We start from the raw sequence: 26297 nt of genomic DNA, 5'->3' as shown, positions 1-26297 counted from the left end.
GAAAGCAGTTGTCCATCGAGATCGCCAACGAGTCCGGTGTCGAGGTCGACACCGACGCCGTGCTCGCCGTCGCCCGGCACGCACTCGACGAGATGGGGGTCAACCCCCTCGCCGAGCTGTCCGTGCTGCTTGTCGACATCGACTACATGACCGAGCTGAACCACCGCTGGATGGGCGGGGACGGCCCGACCGACGTGCTCGCCTTCCCGATGGACGAGGGAAGCGTCGACCACGGCCCGGGCGAGAGTGCCCCCGCCGGCGGCGAGCCCGCCCTGCTCGGTGACATCGTGCTGTGCCCCGAGGTCGCGGCCAAGCAGGCGGCGACCGCCGGGCACGCCTCGGCCGACGAGCTGCACCTGCTCACCGTGCACGGGGTGCTGCACCTGCTCGGCTACGACCACGCCGAGCCGGAGGAGGAGCGCGAGATGTTCGCTCTGCAGGCTCGACTGCTGGCGAGCTGGCGGTCGACCCGCACCCAGTGATGTCCACTCCTCCGTTACTCGCGGTCGGCCCCACGGCCGGCCTTCCCGACCTGCAACTGATCGTCTTCGCGGCGGGCCTGGTGGTGCTGGCCGGTGTGATCGCCATGACCGAGGCGGCGCTCGCCGCGGTCTCGCCGGCCCGGGCCGCCGAGCTGGCCCGCGACGGTGTACGCGGCGCCCGGACCCTCCAGGTCGTGGCCTCGGACGTCGTCCGGCACCTCAATCTGCTGCTGTTGCTGCGGCTGCTCGCCGAGCTGACCGCCACCACGCTCGTGGCGTTGGTCGCGGTGGACAGCTTCGGCGCCGGCTGGCGTGCCGCGCTCGTCACCGCCGGCGCGATGACAGTGGTCAGCTTCGTGGTGGTCGGTGTCGCGCCGCGCACCATCGGCCGGCAGCACGCGTACGCGGTGGGCCGGACGGTCGCGCCGCTGGTCCGCTGGCTGGGCCGCGCGCTCAACCCCCTCGCGTCACTGCTCATCCTGATCGGCAACGCGGTCACCCCGGGGCGCGGCTTCCGGGAGGGGCCGTTCGCCAGCCAGGTGGAGCTGCGCGAGCTGGTGGACCTGGCCGAGCAGCGCGGCGTCGTGGAGCACGGCGAACGTCAGATGATCCACTCGGTCTTCGCGCTCGGCGACACGATCGCCCGCGAGGTGATGGTGCCGCGTACCGAGATGGTGTGGATCGAGGAGGGCAAGACCCTCGCCCAGGCGTTGGTGCTCTTCCTGCGGTCGGGTTTCTCCCGCATCCCGGTGATCGGCGAGAGCGTCGACGACGTGCTCGGGGTGCTCTACCTGAAGGACCTGATCCGCCGGTCGCGGGGCGGTGACCCGGACGCCGAGCAGTTGCCGGTGGCCGAGCTGATGCGCCCGGCCACCTTCGTGCCGGAGTCCAAGCCGGTCGACGACCTTCTGTCGGAGATGCAGGCGGCCCGCAACCACCTGGTCATCGTGGTCGACGAGTACGGCGGCACCGGTGGTCTGGTCACCATCGAGGACATCCTGGAGGAGATCGTCGGTGAGATCACCGACGAGTACGATGTCGAACGCCCGCCTGTCGAACGCCTCGCGGACTCCTCGGTGCGGGTGACCGCCCGCCTGCCGGTGGAGAACCTGGGCGAGATGTTCGGCGCCGACCTGCCCACCGACGAGGTGGAGACGGTCGGTGGCCTGCTCGCCCAGTCGCTGGGGCGGGTGCCGATCCCCGGAGCGCAGGCCGAGGTGGCCGGCCTCCGGCTGGTCGCCGAGGGCACCACGGGGCGGCGCAACCGGATCGACACCGTCCTGGTCAGCAGGGTGGAGTCGGGCGACGAGCAGGACAGCACCGGGCGCGGCGACCATGCCGGCCCCGGGGACGACCCGGATCATTATCGAGACGAGGAGAGGCAAGCCGCCGATGCCTGAGACACCCGCCGCGCCCGCCGCCCGGCCCACCCCCACCGCGCCGGCGCCGCTGAGCGCCGAGGACGGCAAGCTCGTCGTCCTGGCCCGGGGCGCCCGTGGGCGGGTCGGTGCCGTGGAGGGCGCCGCGGTCCGGGACTCCGACGGCCGGACGTACGCGGCGGCCAGCGTGGCGTTGCCCTCGCTGACCCTCACGGCCCTGCAGTTGGCGGTGGCCTCGGCCGTTGCCGCCGGGGCGGGTCGGCTGGAGGCGGCGGCGGTGGTGACCGAGGCGTCGACGCTTGACGGCGCCGGCCACGCGGCGGTACGCGACCTCGCCGTGGACGCGCCGATCCACGTGGCCGCGCCGGACGGCACCGTGCTCGGCACGGTGACCGAGTGAGCGCCGTCCGGGATCCGGAGCCGCGCCCGTACCGGGCCGGGTTCGGCTGCTTCGTGGGCCGGCCCAACGCCGGCAAGTCCACGCTTACCAACGCCATCGTCGGCACGAAGATCGCGATCACCTCGAACAAGCCGCAGACCACGCGGCACGTCATCCGGGCGGTGCTGCACCGTCCGGAGTCGCAGCTGGTCCTGGTGGACACGCCGGGTCTGCACCGCCCCCGTACGCTGCTCGGTGAGCGCCTCAACGACCTGGTCCGCTCCACCTGGACCGAGGTCGACGTGATCGGCCTGTGCATCCCGGCGGACGAGCCGGTGGGGCGCGGGGACCGGTTCATCACCGGCGAGCTGGCCGAGCTGAAGGCGACGGTGCTGGCGGTGGTCACCAAGACCGACCTGGTGGACAAGCGCCGGCTGGCCGAGCAGTTGCTCGCGGTGAGCCAGATGGGGGAGTTCGCCGAGATCGTGCCGGTGAGCGCGGTCTCCGGGCACCAGGTGGACACGCTCGTCGACGTGATGACCAAGTACCTGCCGGCGTCGCCCCAGCTCTACCCGGACGACATGCTCACCGACGACCCGGAGCAGGTGATGGTCGCGGAGCTGATCCGGGAGGCGGCCCTGGAGGGCGTCCGCGACGAGCTGCCGCACTCCATCGCCGTGGTGGTCGAGGAGATGATCCCCGAGGGTCAGGTCATGAAGATCTACGCCGACCTGTACGTGGAGCGGCCCAGTCAGAAGGCAATCGTTCTCGGTCACAAGGCGAGCCGGCTCAAGGAGGTCGGCACGAACGCCCGCCGGCAGATCGAGGAGCTGCTGGGCAGCCGGGTCTATCTCGACCTGCACGTGCGGGTCGCGAAGGACTGGCAGCGCGACCCGAGGCAGTTGCGCAAGCTGGGCTTCTGACCGTCGTTTGCGGCGCGGGCCGCGGGGGGTAGGGGAAAGAGCACCACCGCGTCCCCGATCCAGATGCAGGCTGATGCGCAACAGATACCTCGATCTGCTCCGTTTCCTGGCCATCGTCCGAGTGGTCGTCTACCACGTCACCGGCTGGGCGACCCTCACGCTCGTCTTCCCGGCCATGTCGGTGATGTTCGCGCTGGCCGGCTCGCTGATGGCCGCGTCGTTGACCCGCTCCGGCCCGGTGGCGGTCGGCCGCCGGTTGCGCCGCCTGCTGCCGTCGCTGTGGGTGCTGGCGGCCGTCTTCGTGCCGGCCATGCTGCTCACCGGGCTGTCGCTGTCACCCCGGGTGCTGCTGTGGCTGTTCCCGATCACCGATCCGCCGGCGAACAACTGGGGTGCGGTGGGACTGAACACCATCTGGTACCTGCGCGACTATCTGTGGTTCGTGCTCGCCTCGCCGGTCGCGCTCTGGCTGTTCCGGCGGGCGCCGATGCCCACCCTGCTCGCCCCGTACGTGGTGCTGGTGATGATCGAGGTGGGGATCTACCCGGCCCCGCCGGTGGTGCGCGAGTTCGGGCTGTACTTCGGCGCGTGGCTGCTCGGTTTCGCCCACCACGCCGGGATGCTGCGCCGACTCACCGGCCGGATGCTGTACCCGCTGTCGCTGGCCCTCGCGGTCGTCGGCGGGGCGTGGATCGTCACCCATCCCGGCCCGCGCGGGTACGACCTCAACGACAACCACCTCGGCAACGCGCTGTGGTCGGCCGCGTTCATCCTGGTCGTGCTGGGTCGGGCGCCGGCCGCGGTGGCCTGGCTGGAGCGCAGCCGGCTGGTCGACCGGGTGGTGACAGTGGTCAACCGGCGGGCGCTCACCATCTATCTCTGGCACATGCCGTTCGTGGTGGCGCTCACTCCGCTCGTCGACGTGGTCGGCTGGTCGCACCAGGACCCGGTGGGCCTGGCCGTCCGGGTGCTCCTGGTCTTCGCGCTCGTCGGTCTGGTCACCCTGGTCGTCGGCTGGGTCGAGGACGTCGCCGCCCGTCGCCGCCCGGAGCTGATCCCCGCCGGCTCGGCGTCCCCGACCAGCCGACCACTCCGCCCCGACCGGAGCGCAGCGGGATGGTCCGGTCCGCCGCTGGGCCCCGGCCGGAGCCCGGCGAGATGGCCCGGCCCGCCGAGCCGTACCGAGCGGAGCCCGGCGGGACGGCCCGGCGTCGGCGGCACCGTGGGACGGGCGGCCGTACCGGCGCAGCGGGTGTCCGGCGCGGCGGCGACCGTCGAGATCAACGCTGGCTGATCGACACGTCGCCGCTGCCGGCCGAGCCGTCGAGCACCAGGGACGCGGCCGGGTCGTCGGCGACGGTGATCCGGGCGTCGCCGGAGCCGGTGCTGGAGCGGACCCGGTAGCTGCCGGCCGGCACCACAAGCGAGACGTCCCCGCTGGAGGCGTGCAGACGCGCCGAGGCGGCGGTCTCCAGTTCGACTGTGACGTTGCCGGAGCCGGCCTCGGCGTCCGTCGTGCCGCCCACGCGGCGAGCAATAATGTCGCCGGAGCCGGCGCGCAGTCGTACGGTCGAACGGGCCTCGCTCAGCTCGATGTTGCCGGAGCCGGTCTCCACGTCGACCGCACCGGCGACGTCGCTGATCCGCACGTCGCCCGAGCCCAGCATCAGCTTCACCGCGCCGATCTTGGTCAGCTCGACGTCACCCGAGCCGCTCTCGCCCTGCACGGCCACGCCCTCGCCAACTGTCACCTCGTACGAGACGCTGCACCTGTCGCCGCAGTCGGTGTCCAGCACCAGTTCGCTGTCCTTGATCTCGTACCGTGCCTTGGGTTCGCCGCCCTGGTAGCGCACGACCCGCTTGATCCGTGCCTCGCCCGCGGTGCCGGTGCCCCGGACGATCACGTCTCCGGAGCCCCCCTCCACCCGGATGGTGGTGATCTTCACCGCCTCGGTGTTGTCGTAGTCGAGCCGGCGGAAGGACAGGTTGTCGCACCCGGCGAGCAGGATGAGGCCGGTGGCCAGCCCCAACGCGACGGGCGCGGCGGCGCGGCGACGACGGGCGGCGGTGGTCTGGTGCAGTGCCATGGCGAGCACGCTACGGCCGGTGACGAGCCGGGCGCATCGGGGTTCGTCCGTGCGTCCACCCCGAACCGACCCTGATTTCACACCCCGAGGGAGAATGGTCCGATGGCCGGGTATCGCCGACAGCTCTACCGCGACGACGCGGTGGTGCTGCGCGTGCAGAAGCTCGGCGAGTCCGACCGGATCATCACGCTGCTCACCCGCCGGCACGGTCGGCTGCGGGCGGTCGCCCGGGGGGTCCGGCGCACCATGAGCAAGTTCGGCGCCCGGCTGGAGCCGTTCGGTCACGTCGACCTCCAGCTCGCCGGTGACCCCAAGGGCAACCTCGGCAGCTCACTGCACACCGTCAGCCAGGTCGAGGGCATCGAGCTGTACGGCAAGCGGTTCCTCGGGGACTATCCCCGCTACACGGCGGCCAGCGCGATCGCCGAGACCGCCGAGCGGCTGACGCCTGTCGAGCGGGAGCCGTCGCTGCGGCTGTTCCAGCTCACCGTGGGGGCGTTGAAGGCGCTGTCCCGGGGCGAGCACGCGACCACGCTGGTGCTCGACGCGTACCTGCTGCGCGGTATGGCTCTCGCGGGTTGGGCGCCGGCGCTTATCGCGTGCGCGGTCTGCGGCACCCCCGGGCGGCACCGCGCGTTCTCCGTGCCGGCCGGCGGCGTGGTCTGCCCGGACTGTCGGCCGCCCGGCGCGGCCCACCCCGCGCCGGCGACCATCGACCTGATGTCCGCGTTGACCACCGGCGACTGGGTGGTCGCCGACGCCACCGAGACCGGTGTACGCCGGGAGTGCAGTGGCCTGGTCGCGGCGCACCTCCAGTGGCATCTGGAACGCGCGCTACGCTCGCTGCCGCTGGTCGACCGGGGGCCCTCGGTCGCCGGCACGGTCCCGCCGCCGGGCGGCGGTGGGGCTGCGATGCTCCGGCCGCGCGGTGACGCCGAGGCCGGTGCGGACGGCACGAGCAGGGAGAGAGCCGAGTGATCCGATCGATGAGGCCCGGCCGGCGCGAGCCGACGCCACCGACGCCGCACCCGTCCGGTGCCCGGCCGCCGGCGCTGCCGAGCGAGGCGGTGCCGAAGCACGTGGCAGTCGTGATGGACGGCAACGGTCGGTGGGCGAAGGACCGCGGGTTGCCCCGCACCAAGGGCCACGAGGCGGGGGAGCACAGCCTCTTCGACACCATCGAGGGCGCCATCGAGATGGGCATCCCCTACCTGTCGGCGTACGCGTTCTCCACCGAGAACTGGCGGCGCTCGCCGGACGAGGTCCGGTTCCTGATGGGGTTCAACCGGGACGTGATCCGTCGACGCCGCGACCAGTTGGTCGACCTCGGCGTCCGGGTGGTCTGGTCGGGGCGTCCGGGGCGGTTGTGGAAGAGCGTCATCTCCGAGTTGCAGACCGCCGAGGAGATGTCCCGGGGCAACTCCACGCTGACCCTGCAGTTCTGCGTGAACTACGGCGGGCAGGCCGAGATCGGCGACGCCGCCGCCGCGATCGCCCGGGACGTGGCGGCCGGTCGACTGGACCCGTCGAAGGTGACTGAGAAGACCGTCGCGAAGTACCTCTACCATCCGGAGATCCCGGAGGTGGACCTGTTCCTGCGGCCCTCGGGCGAGGAGCGGATCTCCAACTTCCTGCTCTGGCAGACCGCGTACGCCGAGTTGGTCTTTCTGGACACGCTCTGGCCGGACTTCGACCGCCGCCACCTGTGGTACGCGTGTGAGCTGTACGCCCAGCGGGACCGGCGTTTCGGCGGCGCGTTGCCCAACCCGGTGGCCCCGACGGTCTGAGTGAGGCTTACCGACACGTCACGCTGGGTATCAGGAACGTCAGACAGTCACTGACGGAGGTGAACCCACATGATCCAGAAGCGCATTGCCCAGTGGGCGGTGATGGCCGTCGCGGTGCCGTTGGCCGCGGCCGGCGCCCGCCGGCTCAGCCACACCCTGGAGGCCCGGCGTGGTCCCTCCGGGGCGACCCGGTTGCTGACCAGGGGCGCGGATCTGATCCGCCCGCAGAAGGCCAAGCGTCGCCGGTTCTGGTGACAGTCGCCGGTTCTGGTAACACGAGAGACCACCCCGACGCCGCCCCGCACACGACATGCGGGGCGGCGCCGGCGTCTCACCCGGTCGTTCACCTGCACACCTCCACGATCGACGAGGCCGGAGTTGAGGGCCTCCGGGTTGGTTGTTCCGGGGTTCCGGGAGGTGGGGGCAGGTAGGGTCCGGAGGTGGCGGGACTCGGCGGCTGGGGGTGGATGTGCGGGATCTCCGATACAAGATGATCATGGCGTTGAACGCGGCCGATCTGGGTGACCCGATCTGCGAACAGGTCGCCGAGATCTGCGCCGAGATCGCCGAGCAGCACTGCGCCGAGTTCGGTCACACGCCGCAGCTGCGTACCGGTGAGATCGCCGAGCTGGCCACCGGCGAGCCGGCCCTGACCTGGGCGCCGTCGACGGCCGACACCGGGCAGCGTGCCTGGTGACCGCACCCGCGCCGTCGGTCGACCTGCGTCGCGCCGACGACCGGTTCGCCACCCGCATCTCCTGGTTGGACTCCAAGCACTCCTTCTCGTTCTCCCGGCACTACGACCCGGCCAACACCCACCACGGGCTGCTGCTTGTCAACAACGACGACGTGGTCCGGCCGGGCGCCGGCTTCGAGACCCATCCGCACGAGGACATGGAGATCGTCACCTGGGTGCTGCGCGGCTCGCTCGTGCACCAGGACTCCACAGGCCACTCGGGAGTGATCTACCCGGGCCTGGCGCAGCGGATGAGCGCTGGCACGGGCATCCTGCACTCGGAGAAGAACGACGCCTGGCGGCTCGACAACCAGGAGCCGCACAGCGACCCCGTGCACTTCGTGCAGATGTGGGTGCTCCCCGACGAGCAGGGCGTCGACCCCGGCTACGAGCAGTTGGAGATCGAGGACGAGTTGCTGCGCGGCGGCCTGGTGCCGATCGCCTCCGGGATGGACCGCTACGACGGCGCGTCCGCGATCCGGATCCGCAACCGGTACGCGACGCTGCACGCCGCCCGACTCGGCCCCGGCGACGAGATCACCCTCCCGGACGCGCCCTTCGTGCACCTGTACGTGCCGAACGGCACGGTGACCCTGGAGGACAGCGGCCCGCTCGGCACCGGCGACGCCGCCCGGCTCACCATGACCGGCGGCCGGCGGGTGACAGCCGACGAGCCGGCCGAGATCCTCGTCTGGGAGATGCACGCGACAGTCGCCTGACGCCGTCCCGCCCTCGGTGACCCCACACGAACAAGGATGTGGTGGCCTAGCCGAACGGTGAGGCCACCACATCCCGCATCCAGCACGATCATGAAGCGCGCCGTGCGGCGCGCGTTGTGCGGCGTGGCGCGTTACGCCGGGGACTCGGTCTTGTCGCCGGCCCAGGTGGTGTGGAACGAGCCCTCGCGGTCGACGCGCTGGTAGGTGTGCGCGCCGAAGTTGTCCCGCAGGCCCTGGATCAGCGCGGCGGGCAGCCGCTCGGCGCGCAGCGCGTCGAAGTACGCGAGCGACGACGAGAACGCCGGCGTCGGCACACCCGCCCGGGCCGCGTCGGCCACGACCCGTCGCCAGCTCGGCACGCCGGCCGCGACCGCCTCGGCGAAGTACGGCGCCACCAGCAGCGTCGGCAGGTCGGGCTGCTCGTCGTACGCCTCGCGGATGCGGTCCAGGAAGCGGGCGCGGATGATGCAGCCGCCCCGCCAGATGGTCGCCGTGCCACCGAGGTCGATGTCCCAGTTGAACTCCTGGCTGCCGGCCCGGATGTGGTCGAAGCCCTGCGCGTACGCGACGATCTTGGAAGCGAGCAGCGCCCGGCGGACGTCCTCCACGAACGCGTCCCGGTCGGCGACCTGCCACTGCTCACCCGCGTCCGGGAAGGCCCGGCGGGCGGCCTCGCGCTGGTCGACGTGCCCGGACAGCGAGCGGGCGAACGTCGCCTCGGCGATCCCGGTGATCGGAATGCCGAGGTCGAGGGCGCTCTGCACCGTCCACCGACCGGTGCCCTTCTGCTCGGCCCGGTCCTGCACGACGTCGACGAACGCCCGGCCGGTCGCCGCGTCGGTGTGCGCGAGCACGTCGGCGGTGATCTCGATGAGGAACGACTCCAGCTCGCCGCCGTTCCAGTCGCGGAAGATCTCCGCGATCTCCGCCGGCTTCGCGCCCAGGCCGGCCCGGAGCAGGTCGTACGCCTCGGCGATGAGCTGCATGTCGGCGTACTCGATGCCGTTGTGCACCATCTTGACGAAGTGCCCGGCGCCGTCCGGCCCGACGTGCGTGCAGCACGGCACGCCGTCCACCTGGGCCGCGATCTTCTCGAACATCGGCCCGAGCTTCGCGTACGACTCGGCGGAACCGCCCGGCATGATGCTCGGCCCGAGCAGCGCGCCCTCCTCGCCACCGGAGACGCCGGTGCCGCTGAAGTGCAGCCCCTGCGCGCGCAGCGCCTCCTCCCGACGGCGGGTGTCGGCGAAGTGGGCGTTGCCGCAGTCGACGATGATGTCGCCCTCGTCCAGCAGCGGCACCAACTCGTCGATCACGGCGTCGGTGGGCGCACCGGCCTTGACCATCACGATCACCGCGCGCGGCCGCTCCAGCGACGCCACGAAGTCGGCCATCGACTCACCCGGCACGAAGGTGCCCTCGTCACCGTGCTCGGCGACGAGGCTTCGGGTGCGCTCCGGAGACCGGTTGTGCACCGCCACGGTGAAGCCGTTGCGGGCCAGGTTGCGGGCCACGTTCCGGCCCATCACCGCCAGCCCGGTCACGCCGATCTGCGCCGTCGCCTGCTCAGCCATTCGTGCCGCCACCTCTCGCCGTCGAACTTCCTGCTGCGACCGTATCGCGGCGCGCGGCATCGTGGGCACGTCGTCCCACGGCGGGTCACTGCCTGGTCGCGGCCCGTCCGCCCGGCGCGTCCCCGTCCCGACCGGCCAGTCGATCCTCCACACGCGCCACCTTCGCGGTGAGCGCGTCGGTGACACCGGGCCGGACGTCCGCCTTCAGGACGACGCTCACCCGGGGCGCCTGCGCGGCCACCACGTCGACCGCCCGCTTCACCACCGCCATCACCTCGTCCCACTCGCCCTCGACGGTGGTGAACATGGCATCGGTCCGGTTGGGCAACCCGGACTCGCGGACCACCCGTACCGCCTCGGCAACCAGGTCACCCACGGAGTCGCCCCCACCGAGCGGGGTGATCGAGAACGCGATCAGCATGCGCCGATCGTGCCAGGAAAATCGGGTGCGTGTCCGGTCCGGCGGTGGTTAGGGTTCGGGCATGCGTAACTGACGCCCCTCTTCCCGAGCCGGCCCGCCGCCCCGCGATCGCGGTCCGTGCGCTCCCGGGCGTCGCGCGTCTCCGTCCACCGTTCGGCGGTGTCGACCCGGCCCGACCCCCGACGAGCAGTCCCTTCCCCATTCGACAGTCGCGCTGCGACTGTCACCAGCCGATTCGACCGACCGCCGGAGCGCGGGACCGCCGGGACGGTCGGCACCGAAGGAGGCCCGGATGCCTGCCAGGCGCAATCCGAAGAAGACCCGTACCCCCGCGTCGAGCCCGCTGGGCATCGACCCCGCGGCCGACCGCGGCCCGCTCGCACCCACCCGCCCGGACCCCCCGGTCGAACCGGTCGCACTGGTCGAGCCGGCGCTGCCGGTGGCGCTGACCGAACCGATCGCACTTGTCGAGCCGGCGCTGGCTGTGGACGTGCCGGCGGCGGTCGACGCGCCGGCCGCCGCGGAGGTGCGAGCGGCCGTCGACGTACCGGTGGTGGTCGACGTGCCTGCGGTGGTGGACGTGCCGGCGGCGCCAGCCTTGCCCCCGGTGGTCGACCCCTCGGCGGCGGGGCGGCCTCCGGCGCCGAAGGCCGGACCACCGCAGGCCGGTGGAGCCCGATCGATGGGCGGCAAGAGCCAGCGGGCCGGTCAACCGCGCCGCTACGCCTTCCGACGCAGCTGACCAGCCCCGCACCGGGGCGGCCGGGCGGTTGATCCACTCAAGGTCGGCGACGTTGGGGGTATCCGGGCATCTGGATGCCCCCACGTCGGCGATATGGAGTGGATCATCGCGCGTGTGTCGCGGAGGTGTGGAGAGGATCAGCCGATCAGGGGGCGGAAGGTGCCGAGGAGCACGCTTGTCGTCAGGGCTGCACCGGCCAGCGCGGCCGACCCGGCGATCAGCAGCGCGTCGGCGAGGCCGAAGCGCTGGCGTCGGGCGACGGTACGGGGTGTGTCGCCGTCGAACCCGCGCGCGTCCATCGCGACGGCCAGCCGGGTTCCTCGGCGGATCGCCCCGACCAGCAGCGCGAACGCCGTGGACGTGAACAGCCGCAGCTTCGCCACCGGGTTGCGTCCGGCGTCGACGCCGCGGGCCCGCCGGGCCATGCTGATCATCTGCCATTCCTGGCCGAGCAGTGGCACCAGGCGGAACGCGGCCAGCGCGCCGATGGCGAACCGCGCCGGCGCCTTCGCGTTCTGGATCAGCGCGTCCGCCAGGTCGGTCGGGTCGGTGGTGGCGAAGACGATCACGCCGGGCAGGGCCACCGCGAAGATCCGCAGCACCAGGCCGAGAGCGGTGCGCAGCACGCCGGTGCTCACCAGCACCGGTCCGACGTCCAGCAGGACCCGGCCGGACTGGTCGGCGGCGAACAGCACCAGGGTGACCAGAATGCCGGTGGCGCTGAGCAGCAGGGGCAGGGCCCGCCGGGCCAGCACCCGGTAGCGGACGCCGAACAGCGGCAGGACGGCGAGTTCGACAGCGATGGCGATCGCCGGCGCCACCGGGTCGAGCGTCGCCAGCAGGGTGAACGAGAAGACAAGCGCGGCGGCCACCTTCGCCACCGGGTTGCGACGGGCCAGCGGGGCGCCGGGCACGGCCACCGGCTCGATGCTGATCATCCGCGCTCCAGGGTCACGGTCCGGTCGGCGACCGCGGCGACGAAGTCCAGGTCGTGGGTCACAGTGACCACGCCGTGCCCGGCGTCGCGCAGGTCGGCGAAGAGGTCGACCAGCTCCCGCCACGTGCGCCGGTCCTGCCCGAAGGTCGGTTCGTCGCAGATCAGCAGGCGGGGCGCCGTGGCCAGGGCCGTCGCCACGCTCAGCCGCCGCGCCTCCCCGCCGGAGAGGGTGTACGGGTTGGCCGCCGCGAGCCGGGTCAGCCGCAGACGGTCCAGCAGCTCCGTGGTGGTCTCCCGGACGGTGGCCTCGGGTTGACCCGTCCGGCGTGGCCCGAGCGCCAGCTCGTCGAAGACGGTGCCGGTGACGAACTGGTGCTCCGGATCCTGGAAGACCGACCCGATCCGCCGGGCCAGCGCGGGCGCTCGCCAGCGGTGCGGGGGAGTGCGGTGATCCGCTCCGGCCAACTCGACCGAGGCGGTGACGCGGCCGGTGCCCGGTTTGAGCAGGCCGCCGAGCAGCAGCGCCAGGGTGGACTTGCCGGCGCCGTTGGGTCCGCGTACGGCGAGGGCCTCTCCGGCGCGTACCGCCAGGTCGGTGGGGCCCAGCCGGGACGGCAGGCCGAGCCGGTCGGCGGTGAGCAGCACGTCGCCGGGGGTGGCCGTGGCCCTGCGGGGCGCGATGGGGTGACCGGGCACCCAGACGCCCTCGGCGGCGAGGGCGGCGCCGTGCGCGGCGAAGACCGCGTCGGGCGTCCCGTCCGCGCGGACCCCGCCGCCGGGTTCCAGGACGACCACCCGGTCGACAAGTGGCAGTGCCTCGGCGACCCGGTGTTCGACGAGGATCAGCGTGGTGTCGGCGTCCAGCGCGCCGGCCACCGCGCCCCGGACCAGGGCGGCCCCGTCCGGGTCGAGGTTGGCGGTCGGCTCGTCGAGCAGCAGCAGACCGGGCCGCAGGGCCAGCGCGCCGGCCAGGGCGAGGCGTTGCTGCTCGCCGCCGGAGAGCGCGGCCGTGCTGCGGTCGCGGGGGTACGGGAAACCGACCCGCCGCAGCGCCTCGTCGACCCGGGGCCAGATCTCCTCCGTCGGCACGCCCCGGTTCTCCAACCCGAACGCGACGTCGTCGCCGCTGCGCGCCATCACCAGTTGGCTCTGTGGGTCCTGGAAGACGATGCCGACCCGTTCCCGCGCCTTGCGGGGGTCGAGCCCGTCGATCTCGACGGTGCCCTCCTGCTCGCCGGAGTCGTCGGGCAGCAGGCCGGCCAGCGCGCTGAGCAGCGTGCTCTTGCCGGCCCCCGAGGGCCCGAGCAGCAAGACCCGCTCCCCGGCCTCGACCCGCAGATCCACCCCGCGCAGAGCCCAGGCCCGCCGCCCGGCATGCCGCCACCCGAACCCCCGCAACAAGACCCCGCCTCCCACCACACCCACCCCCTCCCGGGCCTCAGCTCCACCCTGCACGGTTGATCATGAGGTTGACGGTGGTTGTGGAGATCCATCCGCCCGTCAACCTCATGATCGACGCGGAGGGGTCGGGGGGTCGGGGGGTGGGGGGGGTTAGATCAGGGCTCGGTTTCGGCCTGCGGGGAAGCGGTCCAGGGCGCCGGTGTTGGCCAGGGCGCGGGTGAGCAGCCAGCCGCCCACGCCGGCGATGATCGTGGAGCTGACGATGGTGAGCAGGGCGTACGGGATGCGGTAGTCGCCCAGCGCGTAGTCGACGTTCCAGACGAAGAAGTCGAACAGCGCCGCACTGAGACCGGTCAACGCTCCGGCGAGCACGGCGGTCGGCAGCCGGAACGACCGGTACCGGAAGGCGGCGAACGCCAGCTCGGCCCCGAGGCCCTGCACGATGCCCTGGGGGATCACCGTGCCGGCCCACTGGCTGCCCAGCAGCGCGGAGACGACAGCGGCCACCGTCTCGCAGTAGAGGGCGGCGCCGGGCTTGCGGATGACCAGGCCGCCGACCACGGCCGGCAGCAGCCAGACGCCGTAGATCAGCGTCTGCGCGGGCGGGAAGAAGGCGAACGCGCCCTCGGTGGCGCTCCAGACCAGGCCCCAGGCCCAGAAGATGACGCCGAAGGCGACCGCGATCACCGAGGCGACCACGATGTCGATGGTGCGCCAACGGCTTGAGGTGTTGTCCATGCTGTGCTCCCAGTTCAGTGGAACGAACCAGGAGAAGACGCACGCCGCGCGTCCGGTGGCACCGGACTCACGGCGCGGCTGGAGGTCGACCGAACTCCCTGCGCTGGCATTACCCAGATCAGGTTCGAGGGTCTGCGGGCGTGCCCGCACTCTCAGCGCTGTGCGCTCCCCTGTCGGATGTGAAGTTGTCTCGCTGACGCTAGCACCGACCAGGGGTAACGGCCCAGCAGGGCATCCGGGCCGCCCGCGCATCCGGACCGGCACGGCCCCGGCTGGGTAGGCTGACGATCATGCAGGTCGACGCGCGAGGTCTCACGTTCGAGGTACGCACCGGCGGCCCCTCCGACGGCGTCCCCGTCCTCCTTCTGCACGGCTTCCCGCAGCACAGCGGCGAGTGGGACGAGGTCGTGCCGGCACTGCACGCCGCCGGGCTGCGCACGTACGCGCTGGACCAGCGGGGCTACTCGCCGGGTGCCCGGCCGGAGGCGGTGGCCGCGTACCGGATTCCCGAACTTGTCGCCGACGTGGTGGCGGTGCTCGACGCGCTCGGTGTGGACGCCGTCCACCTGGTCGGCCACGACTGGGGCGCGATCGTGGCCTGGGCGGTGGCCGCCGCGCACCCCGAGCGGGTCCGTACGTTGACCGCGGTGTCCGTGCCGCACCCGGCGGCCATGGCGCACGCCCTCGGCACCGACACCGAGCAGAAGGCCCGCTCGTCGTACATCGCGCTGTTCCGCAAGCCGGGCAAGGCCGAGAAGGTGCTGCTGGCGTGGCACGCGACGGCGCTGCGCAGGATGCTCGGCGGGGTGGGCGACAGGCCCCGGGTGGACCGCTACGCCGACCCGATGCGGGAACCGGGCGCGCTCACCGCCGCCCTGAACTGGTACCGGGCCATGTCCCGCGCCGACCTGGCCGCCGTCGGTCCGGTCGCCGTGCCCACCACCTACGTCTGGAGCGACCGGGACATCGCCATCGGGCGGACCGCCGCCGAGGCGTGCGCCGCCAATGTCACTGGTGACTACCGCTTCGTACCGCTGCCCGGGGTGAGCCACTGGATCCCGGACGCCGCGCCCGCCGCGCTGGCCGAGGCGGTCCTGGCCCGGGTCGCCGGGACGGCCTGAGCCGTGCCGGGCGGACGAGCGCCGAGCCGAACCGTGCCGGGCGGACGAGCGCCGGCCGGACGAGCGTCGTGACGACGCTCGTCGGCGGGCCGGGCACCCGTCGCTCGATCGCCGCGCAGCTGCGCCTGCTGGGTGTACGCCCCGGCTCGACGGTGCTGGTGCACGCCGGGATGCGCCCGCTGGGTTTCGTCTGCGGTGGGCCGCAGGCGCTGGTGCTCGCCCTGCGCGACGCGCTCGGCCCGGACGGCACGATCGTGGTGCCCACCCACACTCCCGACAACAGTGACCCGGCGCAGTGGCGCAACCCGCCGGTGCCGGTGGACTGGTGGCCGCTGATCCGCGCCGAGATGCCGGGCTTCGATCCGGCGGTCACGCCGAGCCGGCACATGGGCGTGTTCGCCGAGACGGTCCGCTGCTGGCCCGCCGCGCTGCGCAGCCCGCATCCCCACGTGTCGTTCGCCGCGCTCGGGCCGACGGCGGAGCAGGTGGTCACCGGGCACGCCCTGGCCGACATGCTCGGCGAGGGCTCTCCGCTGGCCCGGCTCTACGACCTGGACGCCGACGTGCTGCTGCTCGGGGTGGACCACGCCGTCAACACCTCGCTGCACCTGGCCGAGTACCGCCGCCCCGCGCCGGCCCGCGAGCGGTTGGGCGCGGCGGTGCGCACTGCCGACGGGGGCCGCGAGTGGGTGTGGTGGCAGGACGTCCGGATCGACGCGAGCGACTTCGGCGCGTTGGGCGGGGACCTGGAGGCCACCGGGGCGGTGCGCTCCGGCCCGGTGGGCGCCGGGACGGGGAGGTTGGTACGCCAGCGGGCGGCTGTCGACTTCGCGGTGCAGTGGATGGCCCGCAACCGGACGACGGAGGACGCATGAGCGTGAGTGCCGAGGACTACCTGGCAGTGGTGACCGAGACGATCGGACGGGTGTCCGCCAGCCAACGGGAGGCGGTGGGGCGGGCGGCCGATCTGATCGCCGAAGCGGTACGCGCCGACGGGGTGGTGCACGCCTTCGGCACCGGGCACTCGGAGGCCCTCGCCATGGAGATCGCCGGTCGGGCGGGTGGCCTCGTGCCCACCAACCGGATCGCGCTGCGTGACCTGGTGCTGCTCGGCGGCGAACCGGCCGAGCGTCTCGGGCCGCTGCTCGAGCGGGATCCGGCGGTCGCGCACCGGCTCTGGGAGCTGGCCCCGGTACGGCCCGCCGACGTCTTCGTGCTCGCCTCGAACTCGGGGGTCAACGGCGCGATGGTCGAGTTCGCCACGCTGGTCAAGGAGCATGGCCACCCGCTGGTGGCGATCACCTCGGCGCAGCACTCCGGACGGATGACGTCCCGCCACCCGTCCGGGCGCAAGCTGGCCGACCTCGCCGACGTGGTGCTCGACAACGGCGCGCCGTACGGGGACGCGACGCTGCCGCTGCCCGGTGGTGGTGCGGTCGGTGCGGTCTCGTCGATCACGGCGGCGCTGCTGGCGCAGCAGATCACCGTCGAGGTGGTCGCCCGGTTGCTGGCGGCGGGGGAGCGGCCTCCGGTCTACCTCTCGGCGAACATCCCGGACGGCGACGCGCACAACACGGCCCTGGAGGCCCGGTACGCCGGCCGGATCCGCCGCGGCTCCTGACACCCGGCGGCGCGCGGGCGGCGCGGGTAGCGGCGCGGGTAGCGGCGCGGGCGGAGCGCTTAGCGGCGCGGGCGGCGCGGGTAGCGGCGCGGGCGGCGCGGGTAGCGGTGCCGCGGATGGCGGGCGGCAGTCACGACTGGCGGCATGGACGACTGGCGGCGTGGACGACGGGCGGCGCGGGCGGCCTGGATGGCGGCGCCGATGGCGGGCGGCGGGGCGGCGGCGGGGCGGCGGCGGGGCGCGGGCGGCCCCTCGATGCCGGCGAACGGGCGGTGACCGGCGGGCGACCGGGAGATGGCCGGGACGTGTCCTGAACCTGTTTCGCGCTCGGCCGGGTGGGGCATTGGCGTTGCTGCCGGCGGCCGGGACCGCCGGCAGTAGCGTTCGACCGGAGGTAGCGCGTGTCCAAGGAGACCGAGAAGCAGCGCTGGCAGCGCAACTTCGCCGACCTGTTGCAGGAGCTGCGGGTCGCGCAGACCGGCGTGCAGATCCTCTTCGCCTTCCTGCTCACCCTGCCGTTCAGCAACGGGTTCACCCGGACCACCGAGTTCCAGCGGGACGTCTACATCGTCGCGCTGCTCGCCGCGGCCGCCGCCACCGCGCTGATCATCTCGCCGGTGGCGTTCCACCGGGCGCTGTTCCGCCAGGGGCGCAAGCCGGAGCTGGTGCGGTTCGCGCACCGGATGGCCACCGGCGGCCTCGCCTTCATGCTGATCGCGATGGTCAGCGCGGTGCTGCTGATCACCGATTTCGTGCTGGACCGGCCGATCGCGTTCGTGCTCAGTGTGCTGGCCGGGCTCTGGTTCCTCATGTTCTGGGTGATCCTGCCGTTCGCGAGGCGTAACTGGGGCGACGACGACATCGACGACGAGGACGACGACCCGGATGCGGCCGGCGGTCGCTGAGCACGTCGATCCGCACGCAGCGCTACCCCTGGGTAACAACCGGGGGTAGCGTGACGGTAGTCACGCACGTCGACGCGGTCCGCGCCGCACCGGCCGGCCGCCGGGGGACGCGCGACAGCCGCAGCCGCAGCGAGCTTCGAGGGGGCAGCCGTGACCACGACGCAGAACGGCCGACCGGCACCGGACGGTCCCGACTCCGAATCCGCGGCCGACACCGCAGGCGCGGCGGCCCCGTTGCCCAGCGAGGCCGGGCAGGTCTCCGAGAAGGAGGCCCGGCGGGTCGCCGAGGCCGCCCGTGAGTCCACCTGGGACCGGCCCAGCTTCGGCAAGGAGCTGTTCCTCGGGCGGTTCCGGCTCGACCTCATCGACCCGTGGCCGCGCTCCGACCCGGACGACGTGGCGCGGGGCGAGGAGTTCCTCGGCCGGTTCCGCGAGTTCCTCACCTCCGAGGTGGACGGCGCCGCCATCGAGCGGGACGCCTCCATTCCGGACTCCGTGTTCCACGGCCTGGCCGACCTCGGCGCGTTCGGCATGAAGATCGACCGGAAGTACGGCGGCCTCGGGCTGAGCAACCTGCACTACTGCCGGGCTCTGATGCTGGCCGGCTCGGTCAGCCCGGCGATCGGCGCGTTGCTCTCGGCCCACCAGTCGATCGGGGTGCCGCAGCCGCTGAAGATGTTCGGCACCGCCGAGCAGAAGCAGCGCTTCCTGCCCCGGCTCGCCGCGGGCGAGGTCTCCGCGTTCCTGCTCACCGAGCCGGACGTCGGCTCCGACCCGGCCCGGCTCGCCACCACCGCGGAGCCGACCGAGGACGGCACCGGCTACCGGCTCAACGGGGTGAAGCTCTGGGCCACCAACGGCATCGTCGCCACCCTGCTGGTGGTGATGGCCCGGGTGCCGGCCGCCGAGGGTCGGCGCGGCGGGATCACCGCGTTCGTGGTGGACGGCGACAGCGCGGGCATCACCGTGGAACGGCGCAACGAGTTCGTCGGCCTCCGCGGTCTGGAGAACAGCCTGACCCGGTTCCACGACGTGTTCGTGCCGGCGGAGAACGTCATCGGCGGCGAGGGCAGGGGGCTCAAGATCGCCCTGACCACGCTGAACACCGGCCGGCTCTCGCTGCCGGCCATGTGCGTGGGCGCCGGCAAGTGGTCGTTGAACGTGGCGCGGGGGTGGGCCGCCGACCGCGTCCAGTGGGGCCGGCCGGTGGGTGAGCACGAGGCGGTCGCCCAGAAGCTCTCCTTCATCGCCGCCACCACGTACGGCATGGAGACCATGCTCGACCTGTGCTGCCTGCTCGCCGACGACGACCGCAACGACATCCGGATCGAGGCGGCGCTGGTCAAGCTGTACGCCAGCGAGATGGCCTGGAAGATCGCCGACGAGCTGATCCAGATCCGGGGCGGGCGCGGCTACGAGACGGCCGACTCGCTGGCCGCCCGCGGGGAACGCCCGGCCAACGTCGAGCAGGTGCTCCGCGACCTGCGGATCAACCGGATCTTCGAGGGCTCGACCGAGATCATGCACCTGTTGATCGCCCGGGAGGCGGTCGACGCCCACCTGTCGGTGGCCGGCGACATCATCGACCCGGACGCCGGGCTCGGCCGCAAGGCGCGCGCCGGCGCCCGCGCGGGCGCGTTCTACGCGAGGTGGCTGCCCACCCTCGCGGTCGGCAGGGGCCAGAGCCCGTCGGCGTACGCCAAGTTCGGCCCCCTGGCGGCGCACCTGCGGCAGGTGGAACGGTCGTCGCGCAAGCTGGCCCGGTCGACGTTCTACGCGATGTCCCGCTGGCAGGGAAAGATGGAGCGCAAGCAGGCGTTCCTGGGGCGTGTGGTGGACATCGGCGCGGAGCTGTTCGCGATGTCCGCCGTCTGCGTCCGGGCGTCCGCCGAGCGCGACACGCGGCCGGAGAACGTCGAGCTGGCCGACCTGTTCTGCCGGCAGGCCCGGGTCCGGGTGGACGCGCTGTTCGCCGCACTCTGGGACAACACCGACTCCGTCGACACCGCCGCCGCCAAGCGGATCCTCGCCGGCCGCTACGCGGGCCTGGAGGAGGGCGTCGTCACCCCGTCCGACGAGTTGCCCTGGGTGGCCCGCTGGTCGCCCGGCCCGTCCACCGCCGAGGACGTCCGCCGCCGCATCCCGCCGAAGCCGTGATCCGGGCCGCCCGTCCGCCGTGTCGGGCGGCTGTCCTGAGGCGCGGCCGGGGCGTCGTCTGCTGACCGAGGCACGGTTAGCGGGAGACCGCCCAGGCCAGCACGCCCGCCAGGATCAGGCCGTTGAGCCCGGCGAGGGCCAGGTACGCCGCGGGCGGGATCTTCTTGCCCCGGCGTACGAAGGAGACCAGGACGGCGGCGTAGCCGAGCAGCAGCACGGCGATGACGATCAGGAAGTAGAACACCCGAAGACCTTAACGGCCCCGGCTGCGCAGGCCGAGTTGGCGCAGTGGGCGTGGCCGCCGGGAATGTTCGCGCGGGGCGGCGCGGCGGTGTTCGTTGATCAGGTGATGGAAAGTAGGTCAGGAGCGGCTCTCAGACCTACTCCTCATCACTTGATCATGAGAGGGCGGGTGACCAGCGGCGCCCGGACGGGACGCGCTCACCTCAACGGCCCCGGCTGCGCAGGCCGAGTTGGCGCAGCTCCAACGCGGCCAGGGCGTCGACGGTGGCGTCGTCGCCTCGTCGCCACGCCTCGGCGACGTCCGGCGCGATGCGGGTCAGCCGGCCCAGCGGCTGGGTGGCAAGCGCGCGCAGGGCGAGCAGGTCCCGCCCGGCCGGCCCGGCGGCCAGCTTCGCGGCCGATCCGGCCCGGCGCATCCAGCGCAGCCGCAGCGGCAGCCAACCGAACAGCACCAGGCCGAGCGGGAAGATCAGCACCGCGACGGTGAGGGCGAGGGCGAGCTGGTCGACCAGGTGCTGCTGGTCGCGGCCGGCGTCGGCGAGCCCTCGGGCGGCGTCGGCGGCCCGCTGGAAGGGCGCGGTCAGCTCGTCACCGACAAGCGGCACCCGCCGGACCTTGCCGCCGGCGTCGGCGAGGTTGTCGGCGAGGCCACTGCCGGCGCCCTCCAGCTTCTGCCCGGGTACGGCGAGCTTCTGCACCAGATCGTGCAGCCAGAGCGCGGCGCGGATCGCGACGTACACCCAGGCGACGACGAGCAGGTCGGTGAGCAACTGGCGGACGGCGGTCGGAAACCGATCGGCGTAGATCTTCACGCCGGACAGCGTGCCACGAACCGCTCCGCCGGGGCACCCGTCGATCGGTGGCCGGGGCGATCCGGCCGACAACAGCGGCGGTCACAGTCAGGCGAGTCGCAGGTCCACGAATGCGACGGTGTCACCCGGCAGGACGTACCGCTCGATCTCGACGAAGCCGTGCCGGCTGGCGAACCGCAGGCCCTCGTCGTTGGACGCCAGGACGACGGTCTCGATGACCTCCGCGCCGAGCTTTCGGGCCCGTGCCAGCCCGCGCTGGTAGATCTGCTCCCCGTAGCCGCGTCGGCGACTGCCGGGCACGACTCGCGCGATCACGGTCGCGGCGTCGGAGGTCGGGGGTCGTACGGTCGAGCAGCCCACCGGCACCCCGTCGGCGTACGCGACCTCCAGGATGTTGCGCTGGGCGCGAGCGACGATCTCGTCGGCCGACAGCGGAGCCGTGGGGATGATCGAATTGTGGATGTGTTGCCAGTCGAGCAGGGCCGGGTCGCCGGCCGTCGGCCGCACCGGCGTGAACTGAAGGTCGGTCACGGCGTCAGTGGACGCAGGCCGGGCAGGTGCCGAAGATCTCCAGGGTGTGGCTGACGTCGGCGTACCCGTGCTGGGCGGCGACCCGGTCGGCCCAGCTCTCCACCGCGGGGCCGGCGACCTCGACGGTGCGCCCGCAGGCCCGGCAGACCAGGTGGTGGTGGTGCCCCTCGCTGCACCGGCGGTAGAGGTGCTCGCCGCCCGGTGGACGCATCACGTCGATCTCGCCCGCGTCGGCGAGCCCTTGGAGGGTGCGGTAGACAGTCGTCAGGCCGACCCGCTCACCGCGCTGCCGGAGCATCGCGTGCAGGTCCTGGGCGCTGTGGAAGCCCTCCATCTCGCCCAGCAGCGCGCTCACCGCCGAGCGCTGCCGGGTGTTGCGCACCGCGGCGCCGCTCTCGCTCATGATCCCTCCCCGGCGTGGCTGACCGCGTCCGCCACGATGTGCGCGACGTGCTCGTCGACGAGGCTGTAGGCGATCTCCCGGCCTCGGCGGGAACCGCGCACCACGCCCGCCCCGCGCAGCACCCGCAGGTGCTGGGACACCAGCGGTTGTGCGGCGCCCAGCTTCTCCACCAGCTCGTGCACGCATCGCTCGCCGCCGGCGAGCTCGCTGACGATGGCCAGCCGGATGGGCGCCGACAGGGCCCGGAGCAGCTCGCTGGCTCCGTCGAAACCCTCGTAGCCTGTTGCGCTGGTCATCTTGCAACGGTAACCAATACCACCGACATCCGCCGATCAGCCTCGGTCGAGCACGACCTCGTGCGGTTCCGGCACCGGCACGTGGGCCGGCGCGGTGCGGCGGCGCACGGCCCGCCAGAGCGCGCCGGCCACGGCCACCACCAGGAAGGAGGCGATCGCCAGCAGCACCACCGAGGCGCCGGGCGGGGTGTCGGCGGTGGCCGCCACCCAGACACCGGAGCCGGCGGCGAAGAACCCGAGCGCCATCGCGGCGGTCATCGTGCTGCGGAAGCCCCGGGTGATCTGCTGGGCGGTGGCCACCGGAACCACCATCAGCGCACTGATCAGCAACACCCCGACGGCCCGCATCGCGATGGTCACCGTGACCGCGGTGGTGACCGCGATCAGCAGGTTGAGGGTGCGCACCGGCAGGCCGGAGACGCGGGCGTACTCCTCGTCGTGGCTGATCGCGAAGAGCGCCGGCCGCAGCACGATCATGGTGATCAGGATCGCCGCGCCGAGCACTCCGACGGTGATCAGGTCGCTGGTCGAGGTGGAGAGCAGCGACCCGAACAGGTAGGCGTTGAGGTTGGCGCTCGTCGCGTCCGACAGGCCGACCAGCAGTACGCCGCCGGCGATGCCGCCGTAGAAGAGCAGCGCCAGGGCCAGGTCGCCGGAGGTCCGCCCGCGAGCGCGGACGACCTCGATGGCGATCGCGCCGACCGTGGCGACGATGACCGCCACCAGCACCGGCGAGCGGTTGAGGAGCAGGCCGGCGCCGACGCCCGTCAACGCCACGTGCCCGATGCCGTCGCCGATCAGCGTCAGTCGGCGCTGCACCAGGTAGATGCCGAGCGCCGGCGCGGCCAGGCCGATCACCAACGCGCCGATGAGGGCGCGCTGCATGTAGGGGTACTGGAAGAGTTCCATTTCTCAGTTGCTCCACAGCCCGGCGGGCTCGTCGGGACCGTGCGGGTGCACGTGGTCGTGGTCGGGCTCCGCGTGGTGGCCGGCCGGGTCCGGAACCGCGCCGTCGTGACAGATGCCGCCCTGGTGGACGACGACCGCCCGGCTGATCACCGGTCGCAGCGGGCCCAACTCGTGCGCCACCAGCAGCACCGTCCCGCCGTCGGCGACGAAGTCGCGCAGCGCGCCCGCGAACGCCTCCTGGCTGGCCGCGTCCACACCGGCGGTGGGCTCGTCGAGGATCAGCAGCTCCGGCTGGCCGGCCAGCGCGCGGGCGATCAGGGTGCGCTGCTGCTGACCGCCGGAGAGGGTGGCCACCGGGTCGCTGGCCCGGTCGGCGAGCCCGACCGCGCGCAGGGCCGCGTCGACGGCGGCCCGGTCGGCGGCGCCGGGTGGACGGAGTACGCCCCGGCGGGCCAACCGGCCGGAGGCCACCACCTCGCGGACCGTGGCGGGCACGCCTCCGCCGGCGCCGAGGCGCTGCGGCACGTACCCGATGCGCTGCCATTGCCGGAACTGGCGCAACGGCCGGTCGAAGAGGGTGATCGAGCCGGCGCCCAGCGGCACGAGGCCGAGGATCGCGCGGATCAGCGTGGACTTGCCGGAGCCGTTGGCCCCGAGCACCGCGACCACCTCCCCGGCGGTCACGGTGAGCGAGACGTCCCGGAGCACCGGGCGGCCGTCGTAGCCGACCGCGCCGTGCTCGACGATGATGACGGGGGTGCTCACGAGCAGCTCAACGCCGTCCGCAGGGTCTGCAGGTTGGTACGCATCACCGAAAGGTAGTCCGAGCCGCTGCCGGCGGCGAGCCCTTCGATCGGGTCGAGCACCGCGGTCTTCGCGCCGACCTGACCGGCGATGGTCTCGGCGACCTTCGGGCTGACCAGCGACTCGAAGAAGATCGTGCTGGCCCGGTGCTCCCTGGCCTCCTCGATGACCTGTGCGAGCCGCTGCGGCGAGGGCTCGACGTCGGGGGTCAGCCCGGTGATGCCGACCTGGTCGAGCCGGTAGCGGTCGGCCAGGTAGCCGAACGCGGCGTGGCTGGTCACGATCTCCCGCCGCTGGCAGGTCGCCAGGCCCTGGGTGAACTCGCCGTCGAGGGCCGTGAGGTCGGCGCGCAGTGCCGTGGCCCGGGCGGTGTAGTCGGCGGCGTGGTCCGGGTCGATCTTGCCGAGACGCTTGGCGAGCTGGTCGCCGATGCCGGCGAGACGGGTCGGGTCGAGCCAGACGTGCGGGTCCTTGGCGTGCCCGTGCTGCTCCTCGCCCTGTTCCTCCTCGCCCTCGTGGTTGTGGCCACCGGCGCTCGCGTCCAACAGCGGCTGCACGCCGGCCACGTCGAACACCTGGGCGTCGTCGTCCTGCGCGACAGTCTCGTCCACCGCCGGCTGGAAGCCCTTCAGGTAGACGATCAGTTCGGCCTCGGTGACCTGGCCGACCTGGCGGGGGCTCAGCTCCAGGTCGTGTGGCTCCGCGCCGGGCTTGGCCAGGTTGGTCACGTGGACCGCGTCACCGCCGATGCGCTCGGCGAGGAACTGGAGTGGGTAGAACGCGGCAACCACGTCGACCCGTTGGGGATCGGCGCCGGCCGCGCCGCCGGTGGAGCAGCCGGCGCCGGCGCCCAGGGCGAGCAGGGCGGTCGCGGCGGCCAGGACGCGGGACGTGGTGCGGTTGGTCATGTCCCCAACTGTCCGTGGTAACGACAATGATTGTCAAAAACGCATGCTTGCATGTCAGAGCAGCTTCGCCAGACCCACCGTGACCAGCAGGGTCAGCATCAGCAGCCGGATCAGCCGGGTCTGCGGCGCCTGAACCGGCCAGGTGGTCACCAACAGGGCGATCAGGACGGCGGCGAGGGCCAACGTCAGCAGACCGCCGACCACCCCCGGCGTGAAGAACGCCACCAGCACCACCACCAGGGTGAGCAGGAACACCGACGTCGGGTTCGCCCCGGCCAACCGGGCCAGCAGAGGGCGCTGCGTACGCTGCATCCCACAGACTCTACGAGGAGGAACCCCAGGTGCTGGTGACCAACCGGTTCGTGGTCGACGTCGATGTCGCCGACGGCTTCACCGAACGGGCGCACGCCGCCCTCACCGCGCTGGCCGCCTGCCCCGGCTACCTGCGCGGCCAACTGGTCCGAGCCCTGGACGACCCCCGGTACTGGTCACTCGTCACCGAGTGGGAGTCGGTCGGCACCTACCGGCGGGCGTTGGGCGCGTTCGAGGTCAAGGTGAGCGCGGTGCCGTTGCTCGCCGAGTCGGTCGACGAACCGTCCGCGTACGAGGCGCTGGCCAGCGCCGCGCCCGGGGGAGCCGTGGTGGTCGCCGAGAGTGATCGGGCTGCGGGTCCTTACCGCTGAGCGGCAGGACACTACGCTGCTCCTATGACCGCACCCGCCCCGCCGCCCGGTCCCGGTGTGGCTCCGCCGTTCGCCGCGCCGCCCACCGAGGGCCGCCGGACCCGGCTCTGGATCGGCCTCGGCGTCGGCGCCCTCGCCGTGGTGATCTGCTGCGGCGGGGGAGGCACGGCAGTCGTCGGCCTCGCCGTGAGCGGCGTGCAGGCGATCCGCGAGCAGGGCCGCACGGTCACCGGCGACTACTACCAGGCGCTCGTCGAGCACAACTACGGCCGGGCGTACGACCAGCTCTGCGACGACGCGCAGCGGCGCGAGTCGCGCCCCGAGTTCGAGCGGCGGGCCGCCGCCGAGCCGCAGGTCACCGCGTTCCGGGTGGGTGACGTGGACACCACCAACCTGACCGTCCCGGTCGACGTGACCCTCGACGGCGGCGACCGGGAGCGGCAGCAGGTCAGCCTGGGCCAGGACGGTCAGACCGGCGGCATGGAGGTCTGCGGGGTGAGCTGACCCGCCCCCGGTATTCTGCTGGGCTCGGGACGACTCTGGTCGTACCGTTGTCCCGAACCGACCGATCCATCCACATCTCGCCCCCGCCGACCGCC

General features: G+C 72.8%; 33 protein-coding genes and 1 riboswitch. Of the genes, 18 read left to right on the top strand and 15 right to left on the bottom strand.

Translation table 11 applies throughout. From position 1 onward, the window contains the following. Positions 1 to 8: 8 nt before the first annotated feature. From ybeY to MILUP08_RS27510, 5 genes are all read left to right on the top strand, one after another. Positions 9 to 482, top strand: coding sequence for an rRNA maturation RNase YbeY (gene ybeY, locus MILUP08_RS27530; RefSeq protein WP_007463954.1), 474 nt, complete (start codon positions 9 to 11; stop codon positions 480 to 482). After that, a complete protein-coding gene (locus MILUP08_RS27525) occupies positions 458 to 1882 on the top strand; it encodes a hemolysin family protein (RefSeq protein ID WP_144057221.1) in 1425 nt (474 codons plus the stop codon). Before ybeY ends, MILUP08_RS27525 begins: the two co-directional genes overlap by 25 nt. Further along, positions 1875 to 2261 (top strand): hypothetical protein, encoded by a 387-nt coding sequence (locus MILUP08_RS27520; RefSeq protein ID WP_007463949.1) that lies wholly within the window; start codon positions 1875 to 1877, stop codon positions 2259 to 2261. Before MILUP08_RS27525 ends, MILUP08_RS27520 begins: the two co-directional genes overlap by 8 nt. Then, entirely contained in the window at positions 2258 to 3163 is a 906-nt protein-coding gene (gene era, locus MILUP08_RS27515) for a GTPase Era (protein ID WP_007463947.1), read from the top strand. Before MILUP08_RS27520 ends, era begins: the two co-directional genes overlap by 4 nt. A gap of 73 nt (positions 3164 to 3236) precedes the next feature. Then, complete coding sequence (locus tag MILUP08_RS27510) at positions 3237 to 4457, top strand: acyltransferase family protein (protein WP_007463946.1); 1221 nt, start codon at positions 3237 to 3239, stop codon at positions 4455 to 4457. On the opposite strand, the gene MILUP08_RS27505 is transcribed toward MILUP08_RS27510, so the two are convergent. Further along, entirely contained in the window at positions 4444 to 5250 is an 807-nt protein-coding gene (locus MILUP08_RS27505; RefSeq protein WP_007463939.1) for a DUF4097 family beta strand repeat-containing protein, read from the bottom strand. The genes MILUP08_RS27510 and MILUP08_RS27505 overlap by 14 nt on opposite strands. Positions 5251 to 5352: 102 nt before the next feature. On the opposite strand from MILUP08_RS27505, the gene recO reads away from it, so the two are divergent. The 5 genes from recO (at position 5353) to MILUP08_RS27480 (ending at position 8492) form a co-directional block, all read left to right on the top strand. Beyond that, the gene (gene recO, locus MILUP08_RS27500; protein ID WP_007463937.1) at positions 5353 to 6228 is read left to right on the top strand and encodes a DNA repair protein RecO; all 876 of its coding nucleotides are present in this window, start codon (positions 5353 to 5355) and stop codon (positions 6226 to 6228) included. 8 nt (positions 6229 to 6236) lie between these two features. Then, on the top strand, positions 6237 to 7037 hold the full coding sequence (locus MILUP08_RS27495; protein ID WP_144057220.1) for an isoprenyl transferase: 801 nt from the start codon (positions 6237 to 6239) through the stop codon (positions 7035 to 7037). A gap of 69 nt (positions 7038 to 7106) precedes the next feature. Continuing rightward, positions 7107 to 7292 carry a hypothetical protein gene (locus MILUP08_RS27490; protein WP_007463934.1) on the top strand — a complete coding sequence of 62 codons (186 nt, stop codon included), beginning with the start codon at positions 7107 to 7109 and terminating at the stop codon, positions 7290 to 7292. A 241-nt stretch (positions 7293 to 7533) separates the two neighbouring features. Further along, the gene (locus MILUP08_RS27485; RefSeq protein WP_237747199.1) at positions 7534 to 7734 is read left to right on the top strand and encodes a thioredoxin reductase; all 201 of its coding nucleotides are present in this window, start codon (positions 7534 to 7536) and stop codon (positions 7732 to 7734) included. Next, positions 7731 to 8492 carry a pirin family protein gene (locus MILUP08_RS27480; protein WP_007463930.1) on the top strand — a complete coding sequence of 254 codons (762 nt, stop codon included), beginning with the start codon at positions 7731 to 7733 and terminating at the stop codon, positions 8490 to 8492. Before MILUP08_RS27485 ends, MILUP08_RS27480 begins: the two co-directional genes overlap by 4 nt. A 131-nt stretch (positions 8493 to 8623) precedes the next feature. Here the strand turns inward: MILUP08_RS27480 and gndA are convergent, their stop codons facing one another. After that, the gene (gene gndA, locus MILUP08_RS27475; protein ID WP_007463928.1) at positions 8624 to 10066 is read right to left on the bottom strand and encodes an NADP-dependent phosphogluconate dehydrogenase; all 1443 of its coding nucleotides are present in this window, start codon (positions 10064 to 10066) and stop codon (positions 8624 to 8626) included. Between the two features lie 85 nt (positions 10067 to 10151). After that, positions 10152 to 10487: an MTH1187 family thiamine-binding protein gene (locus MILUP08_RS27470; RefSeq protein WP_007463926.1), complete on the bottom strand. Its 336-nt coding sequence runs from the start codon at positions 10485 to 10487 to the stop codon at positions 10152 to 10154. A 292-nt stretch (positions 10488 to 10779) separates the two neighbouring features. Between MILUP08_RS27470 and MILUP08_RS35585 the strand changes: the two genes are divergently transcribed. After that, on the top strand, positions 10780 to 11229 hold the full coding sequence (locus tag MILUP08_RS35585; protein WP_007463924.1) for a hypothetical protein: 450 nt from the start codon (positions 10780 to 10782) through the stop codon (positions 11227 to 11229). A 137-nt stretch (positions 11230 to 11366) separates the two neighbouring features. On the opposite strand, the gene MILUP08_RS27460 is transcribed toward MILUP08_RS35585, so the two are convergent. The 3 genes from MILUP08_RS27460 to MILUP08_RS27450 form a co-directional block, all read right to left on the bottom strand. Then, positions 11367 to 12167, bottom strand: coding sequence for an energy-coupling factor transporter transmembrane component T family protein (locus MILUP08_RS27460; RefSeq protein WP_007463922.1), 801 nt, complete (start codon positions 12165 to 12167; stop codon positions 11367 to 11369). Next, entirely contained in the window at positions 12164 to 13585 is a 1422-nt protein-coding gene (locus MILUP08_RS27455) for an ABC transporter ATP-binding protein (RefSeq protein ID WP_007463921.1), read from the bottom strand. The genes MILUP08_RS27460 and MILUP08_RS27455 overlap by 4 nt, the downstream gene beginning before the upstream one ends. 132 nt (positions 13586 to 13717) lie before the next feature. After that, complete coding sequence (locus MILUP08_RS27450; RefSeq protein WP_039906707.1) at positions 13718 to 14305, bottom strand: ECF transporter S component; 588 nt, start codon at positions 14303 to 14305, stop codon at positions 13718 to 13720. Between the two features lie 77 nt (positions 14306 to 14382). Continuing rightward, a riboswitch (TPP riboswitch) is annotated at positions 14383 to 14487 on the bottom strand. 108 nt (positions 14488 to 14595) lie between these two features. On the opposite strand from MILUP08_RS27450, the gene MILUP08_RS27445 reads away from it, so the two are divergent. From MILUP08_RS27445 to MILUP08_RS27425, 5 genes are all read left to right on the top strand, one after another. Further along, complete coding sequence (locus tag MILUP08_RS27445) at positions 14596 to 15426, top strand: alpha/beta fold hydrolase (RefSeq protein WP_007463919.1); 831 nt, start codon at positions 14596 to 14598, stop codon at positions 15424 to 15426. Between the two features lie 68 nt (positions 15427 to 15494). Next, positions 15495 to 16301, top strand: a complete 807-nt coding sequence (locus tag MILUP08_RS27440; RefSeq protein ID WP_007463918.1) for an AAC(3) family N-acetyltransferase — start codon at positions 15495 to 15497, stop codon at positions 16299 to 16301. Next, on the top strand, positions 16298 to 17047 hold the full coding sequence (locus tag MILUP08_RS27435) for a sugar isomerase domain-containing protein (protein ID WP_007463916.1): 750 nt from the start codon (positions 16298 to 16300) through the stop codon (positions 17045 to 17047). Before MILUP08_RS27440 ends, MILUP08_RS27435 begins: the two co-directional genes overlap by 4 nt. A gap of 401 nt (positions 17048 to 17448) precedes the next feature. Beyond that, positions 17449 to 17952, top strand: coding sequence for a DUF6328 family protein (locus MILUP08_RS27430; RefSeq protein WP_007463913.1), 504 nt, complete (start codon positions 17449 to 17451; stop codon positions 17950 to 17952). Positions 17953 to 18102: 150 nt separating this feature from the next. Further along, positions 18103 to 20109, top strand: a complete 2007-nt coding sequence (locus MILUP08_RS27425; protein WP_007463911.1) for an acyl-CoA dehydrogenase family protein — start codon at positions 18103 to 18105, stop codon at positions 20107 to 20109. A gap of 76 nt (positions 20110 to 20185) precedes the next feature. Here MILUP08_RS27425 and MILUP08_RS36145 read toward each other — a convergent pair whose 3' ends face one another. The 9 genes from MILUP08_RS36145 to MILUP08_RS27385 form a co-directional block, all read right to left on the bottom strand. Further along, positions 20186 to 20353 (bottom strand): hypothetical protein, encoded by a 168-nt coding sequence (locus tag MILUP08_RS36145; RefSeq protein ID WP_007463909.1) that lies wholly within the window; start codon positions 20351 to 20353, stop codon positions 20186 to 20188. A gap of 202 nt (positions 20354 to 20555) precedes the next feature. Beyond that, entirely contained in the window at positions 20556 to 21164 is a 609-nt protein-coding gene (locus MILUP08_RS27420) for a hypothetical protein (protein WP_007463908.1), read from the bottom strand. A gap of 87 nt (positions 21165 to 21251) precedes the next feature. Beyond that, on the bottom strand, positions 21252 to 21695 hold the full coding sequence (locus MILUP08_RS27415; RefSeq protein ID WP_007463906.1) for a GNAT family N-acetyltransferase: 444 nt from the start codon (positions 21693 to 21695) through the stop codon (positions 21252 to 21254). 4 nt (positions 21696 to 21699) lie between these two features. Further along, the gene (locus MILUP08_RS27410; protein WP_007463905.1) at positions 21700 to 22098 is read right to left on the bottom strand and encodes a Fur family transcriptional regulator; all 399 of its coding nucleotides are present in this window, start codon (positions 22096 to 22098) and stop codon (positions 21700 to 21702) included. Continuing rightward, positions 22095 to 22394: an ArsR/SmtB family transcription factor gene (locus MILUP08_RS27405; protein ID WP_007463903.1), complete on the bottom strand. Its 300-nt coding sequence runs from the start codon at positions 22392 to 22394 to the stop codon at positions 22095 to 22097. Before MILUP08_RS27405 ends, MILUP08_RS27410 begins: the two co-directional genes overlap by 4 nt. Before the next feature lie 36 nt (positions 22395 to 22430). After that, complete coding sequence (locus MILUP08_RS27400; protein ID WP_007463901.1) at positions 22431 to 23303, bottom strand: metal ABC transporter permease; 873 nt, start codon at positions 23301 to 23303, stop codon at positions 22431 to 22433. Positions 23304 to 23306: 3 nt separating this feature from the next. Further along, on the bottom strand, positions 23307 to 24068 hold the full coding sequence (locus MILUP08_RS27395) for a metal ABC transporter ATP-binding protein (RefSeq protein WP_007463899.1): 762 nt from the start codon (positions 24066 to 24068) through the stop codon (positions 23307 to 23309). Beyond that, positions 24065 to 25015: a metal ABC transporter substrate-binding protein gene (locus tag MILUP08_RS27390; protein WP_007463897.1), complete on the bottom strand. Its 951-nt coding sequence runs from the start codon at positions 25013 to 25015 to the stop codon at positions 24065 to 24067. The genes MILUP08_RS27395 and MILUP08_RS27390 overlap by 4 nt, the downstream gene beginning before the upstream one ends. Positions 25016 to 25069: 54 nt before the next feature. Then, positions 25070 to 25327 carry a hypothetical protein gene (locus tag MILUP08_RS27385; protein ID WP_007463895.1) on the bottom strand — a complete coding sequence of 86 codons (258 nt, stop codon included), beginning with the start codon at positions 25325 to 25327 and terminating at the stop codon, positions 25070 to 25072. Positions 25328 to 25356: 29 nt separating this feature from the next. Between MILUP08_RS27385 and MILUP08_RS27380 the strand changes: the two genes are divergently transcribed. Then, positions 25357 to 25698: an antibiotic biosynthesis monooxygenase family protein gene (locus MILUP08_RS27380; RefSeq protein WP_007463893.1), complete on the top strand. Its 342-nt coding sequence runs from the start codon at positions 25357 to 25359 to the stop codon at positions 25696 to 25698. A 24-nt stretch (positions 25699 to 25722) separates the two neighbouring features. Beyond that, positions 25723 to 26202 carry a hypothetical protein gene (locus MILUP08_RS27375; RefSeq protein WP_007463891.1) on the top strand — a complete coding sequence of 160 codons (480 nt, stop codon included), beginning with the start codon at positions 25723 to 25725 and terminating at the stop codon, positions 26200 to 26202. The last annotated feature ends 95 nt before the right edge of the window (positions 26203 to 26297 follow it).

Origin of the sequence: Micromonospora lupini str. Lupac 08, assembly GCF_000297395.2 — a bacterium.
Taxonomy (GTDB): domain Bacteria; phylum Actinomycetota; class Actinomycetes; order Mycobacteriales; family Micromonosporaceae; genus Micromonospora; species Micromonospora lupini.
Note: the sequence above shows the minus strand (reverse complement) of the source record. Positions and strands in the feature narration are given on the sequence as shown.

Bases quoted from the DNA above. Each gene is read 5' to 3' on its own strand.
- MILUP08_RS27520 (WP_007463949.1), top strand. From the start codon at position 1,875: ATGCCTGAGACACCCGCCGCGCCCGCCGCCCGGCCCACCCCCACCGCG.
- MILUP08_RS27510 (WP_007463946.1), top strand. From the start codon at position 3,237: ATGCGCAACAGATACCTCGATCTGCTCCGTTTCCTGGCCATCGTCCGA.
- MILUP08_RS27505 (WP_007463939.1), bottom strand. From the start codon at position 5,250: ATGGCACTGCACCAGACCACCGCCGCCCGTCGTCGCCGCGCCGCCGCG.
- recO (WP_007463937.1), top strand. From the start codon at position 5,353: ATGGCCGGGTATCGCCGACAGCTCTACCGCGACGACGCGGTGGTGCTG.
- MILUP08_RS27495 (WP_144057220.1), top strand. From the start codon at position 6,237: ATGAGGCCCGGCCGGCGCGAGCCGACGCCACCGACGCCGCACCCGTCC.
- MILUP08_RS27490 (WP_007463934.1), top strand. From the start codon at position 7,107: ATGATCCAGAAGCGCATTGCCCAGTGGGCGGTGATGGCCGTCGCGGTG.
- MILUP08_RS27485 (WP_237747199.1), top strand. From the start codon at position 7,534: ATGGCGTTGAACGCGGCCGATCTGGGTGACCCGATCTGCGAACAGGTC.
- gndA (WP_007463928.1), bottom strand. From the start codon at position 10,066: ATGGCTGAGCAGGCGACGGCGCAGATCGGCGTGACCGGGCTGGCGGTG.
- MILUP08_RS27470 (WP_007463926.1), bottom strand. From the start codon at position 10,487: ATGCTGATCGCGTTCTCGATCACCCCGCTCGGTGGGGGCGACTCCGTG.
- MILUP08_RS35585 (WP_007463924.1), top strand. From the start codon at position 10,780: ATGCCTGCCAGGCGCAATCCGAAGAAGACCCGTACCCCCGCGTCGAGC.
- MILUP08_RS27460 (WP_007463922.1), bottom strand. From the start codon at position 12,167: ATGATCAGCATCGAGCCGGTGGCCGTGCCCGGCGCCCCGCTGGCCCGT.
- MILUP08_RS27450 (WP_039906707.1), bottom strand. From the start codon at position 14,305: ATGGACAACACCTCAAGCCGTTGGCGCACCATCGACATCGTGGTCGCC.
- MILUP08_RS27445 (WP_007463919.1), top strand. From the start codon at position 14,596: ATGCAGGTCGACGCGCGAGGTCTCACGTTCGAGGTACGCACCGGCGGC.
- MILUP08_RS27435 (WP_007463916.1), top strand. From the start codon at position 16,298: ATGAGCGTGAGTGCCGAGGACTACCTGGCAGTGGTGACCGAGACGATC.
- MILUP08_RS27410 (WP_007463905.1), bottom strand. From the start codon at position 22,098: ATGAGCGAGAGCGGCGCCGCGGTGCGCAACACCCGGCAGCGCTCGGCG.
- MILUP08_RS27405 (WP_007463903.1), bottom strand. From the start codon at position 22,394: ATGACCAGCGCAACAGGCTACGAGGGTTTCGACGGAGCCAGCGAGCTG.
- MILUP08_RS27400 (WP_007463901.1), bottom strand. From the start codon at position 23,303: ATGGAACTCTTCCAGTACCCCTACATGCAGCGCGCCCTCATCGGCGCG.
- MILUP08_RS27390 (WP_007463897.1), bottom strand. From the start codon at position 25,015: ATGACCAACCGCACCACGTCCCGCGTCCTGGCCGCCGCGACCGCCCTG.
- MILUP08_RS27385 (WP_007463895.1), bottom strand. From the start codon at position 25,327: ATGCAGCGTACGCAGCGCCCTCTGCTGGCCCGGTTGGCCGGGGCGAAC.
- MILUP08_RS27375 (WP_007463891.1), top strand. From the start codon at position 25,723: ATGACCGCACCCGCCCCGCCGCCCGGTCCCGGTGTGGCTCCGCCGTTC.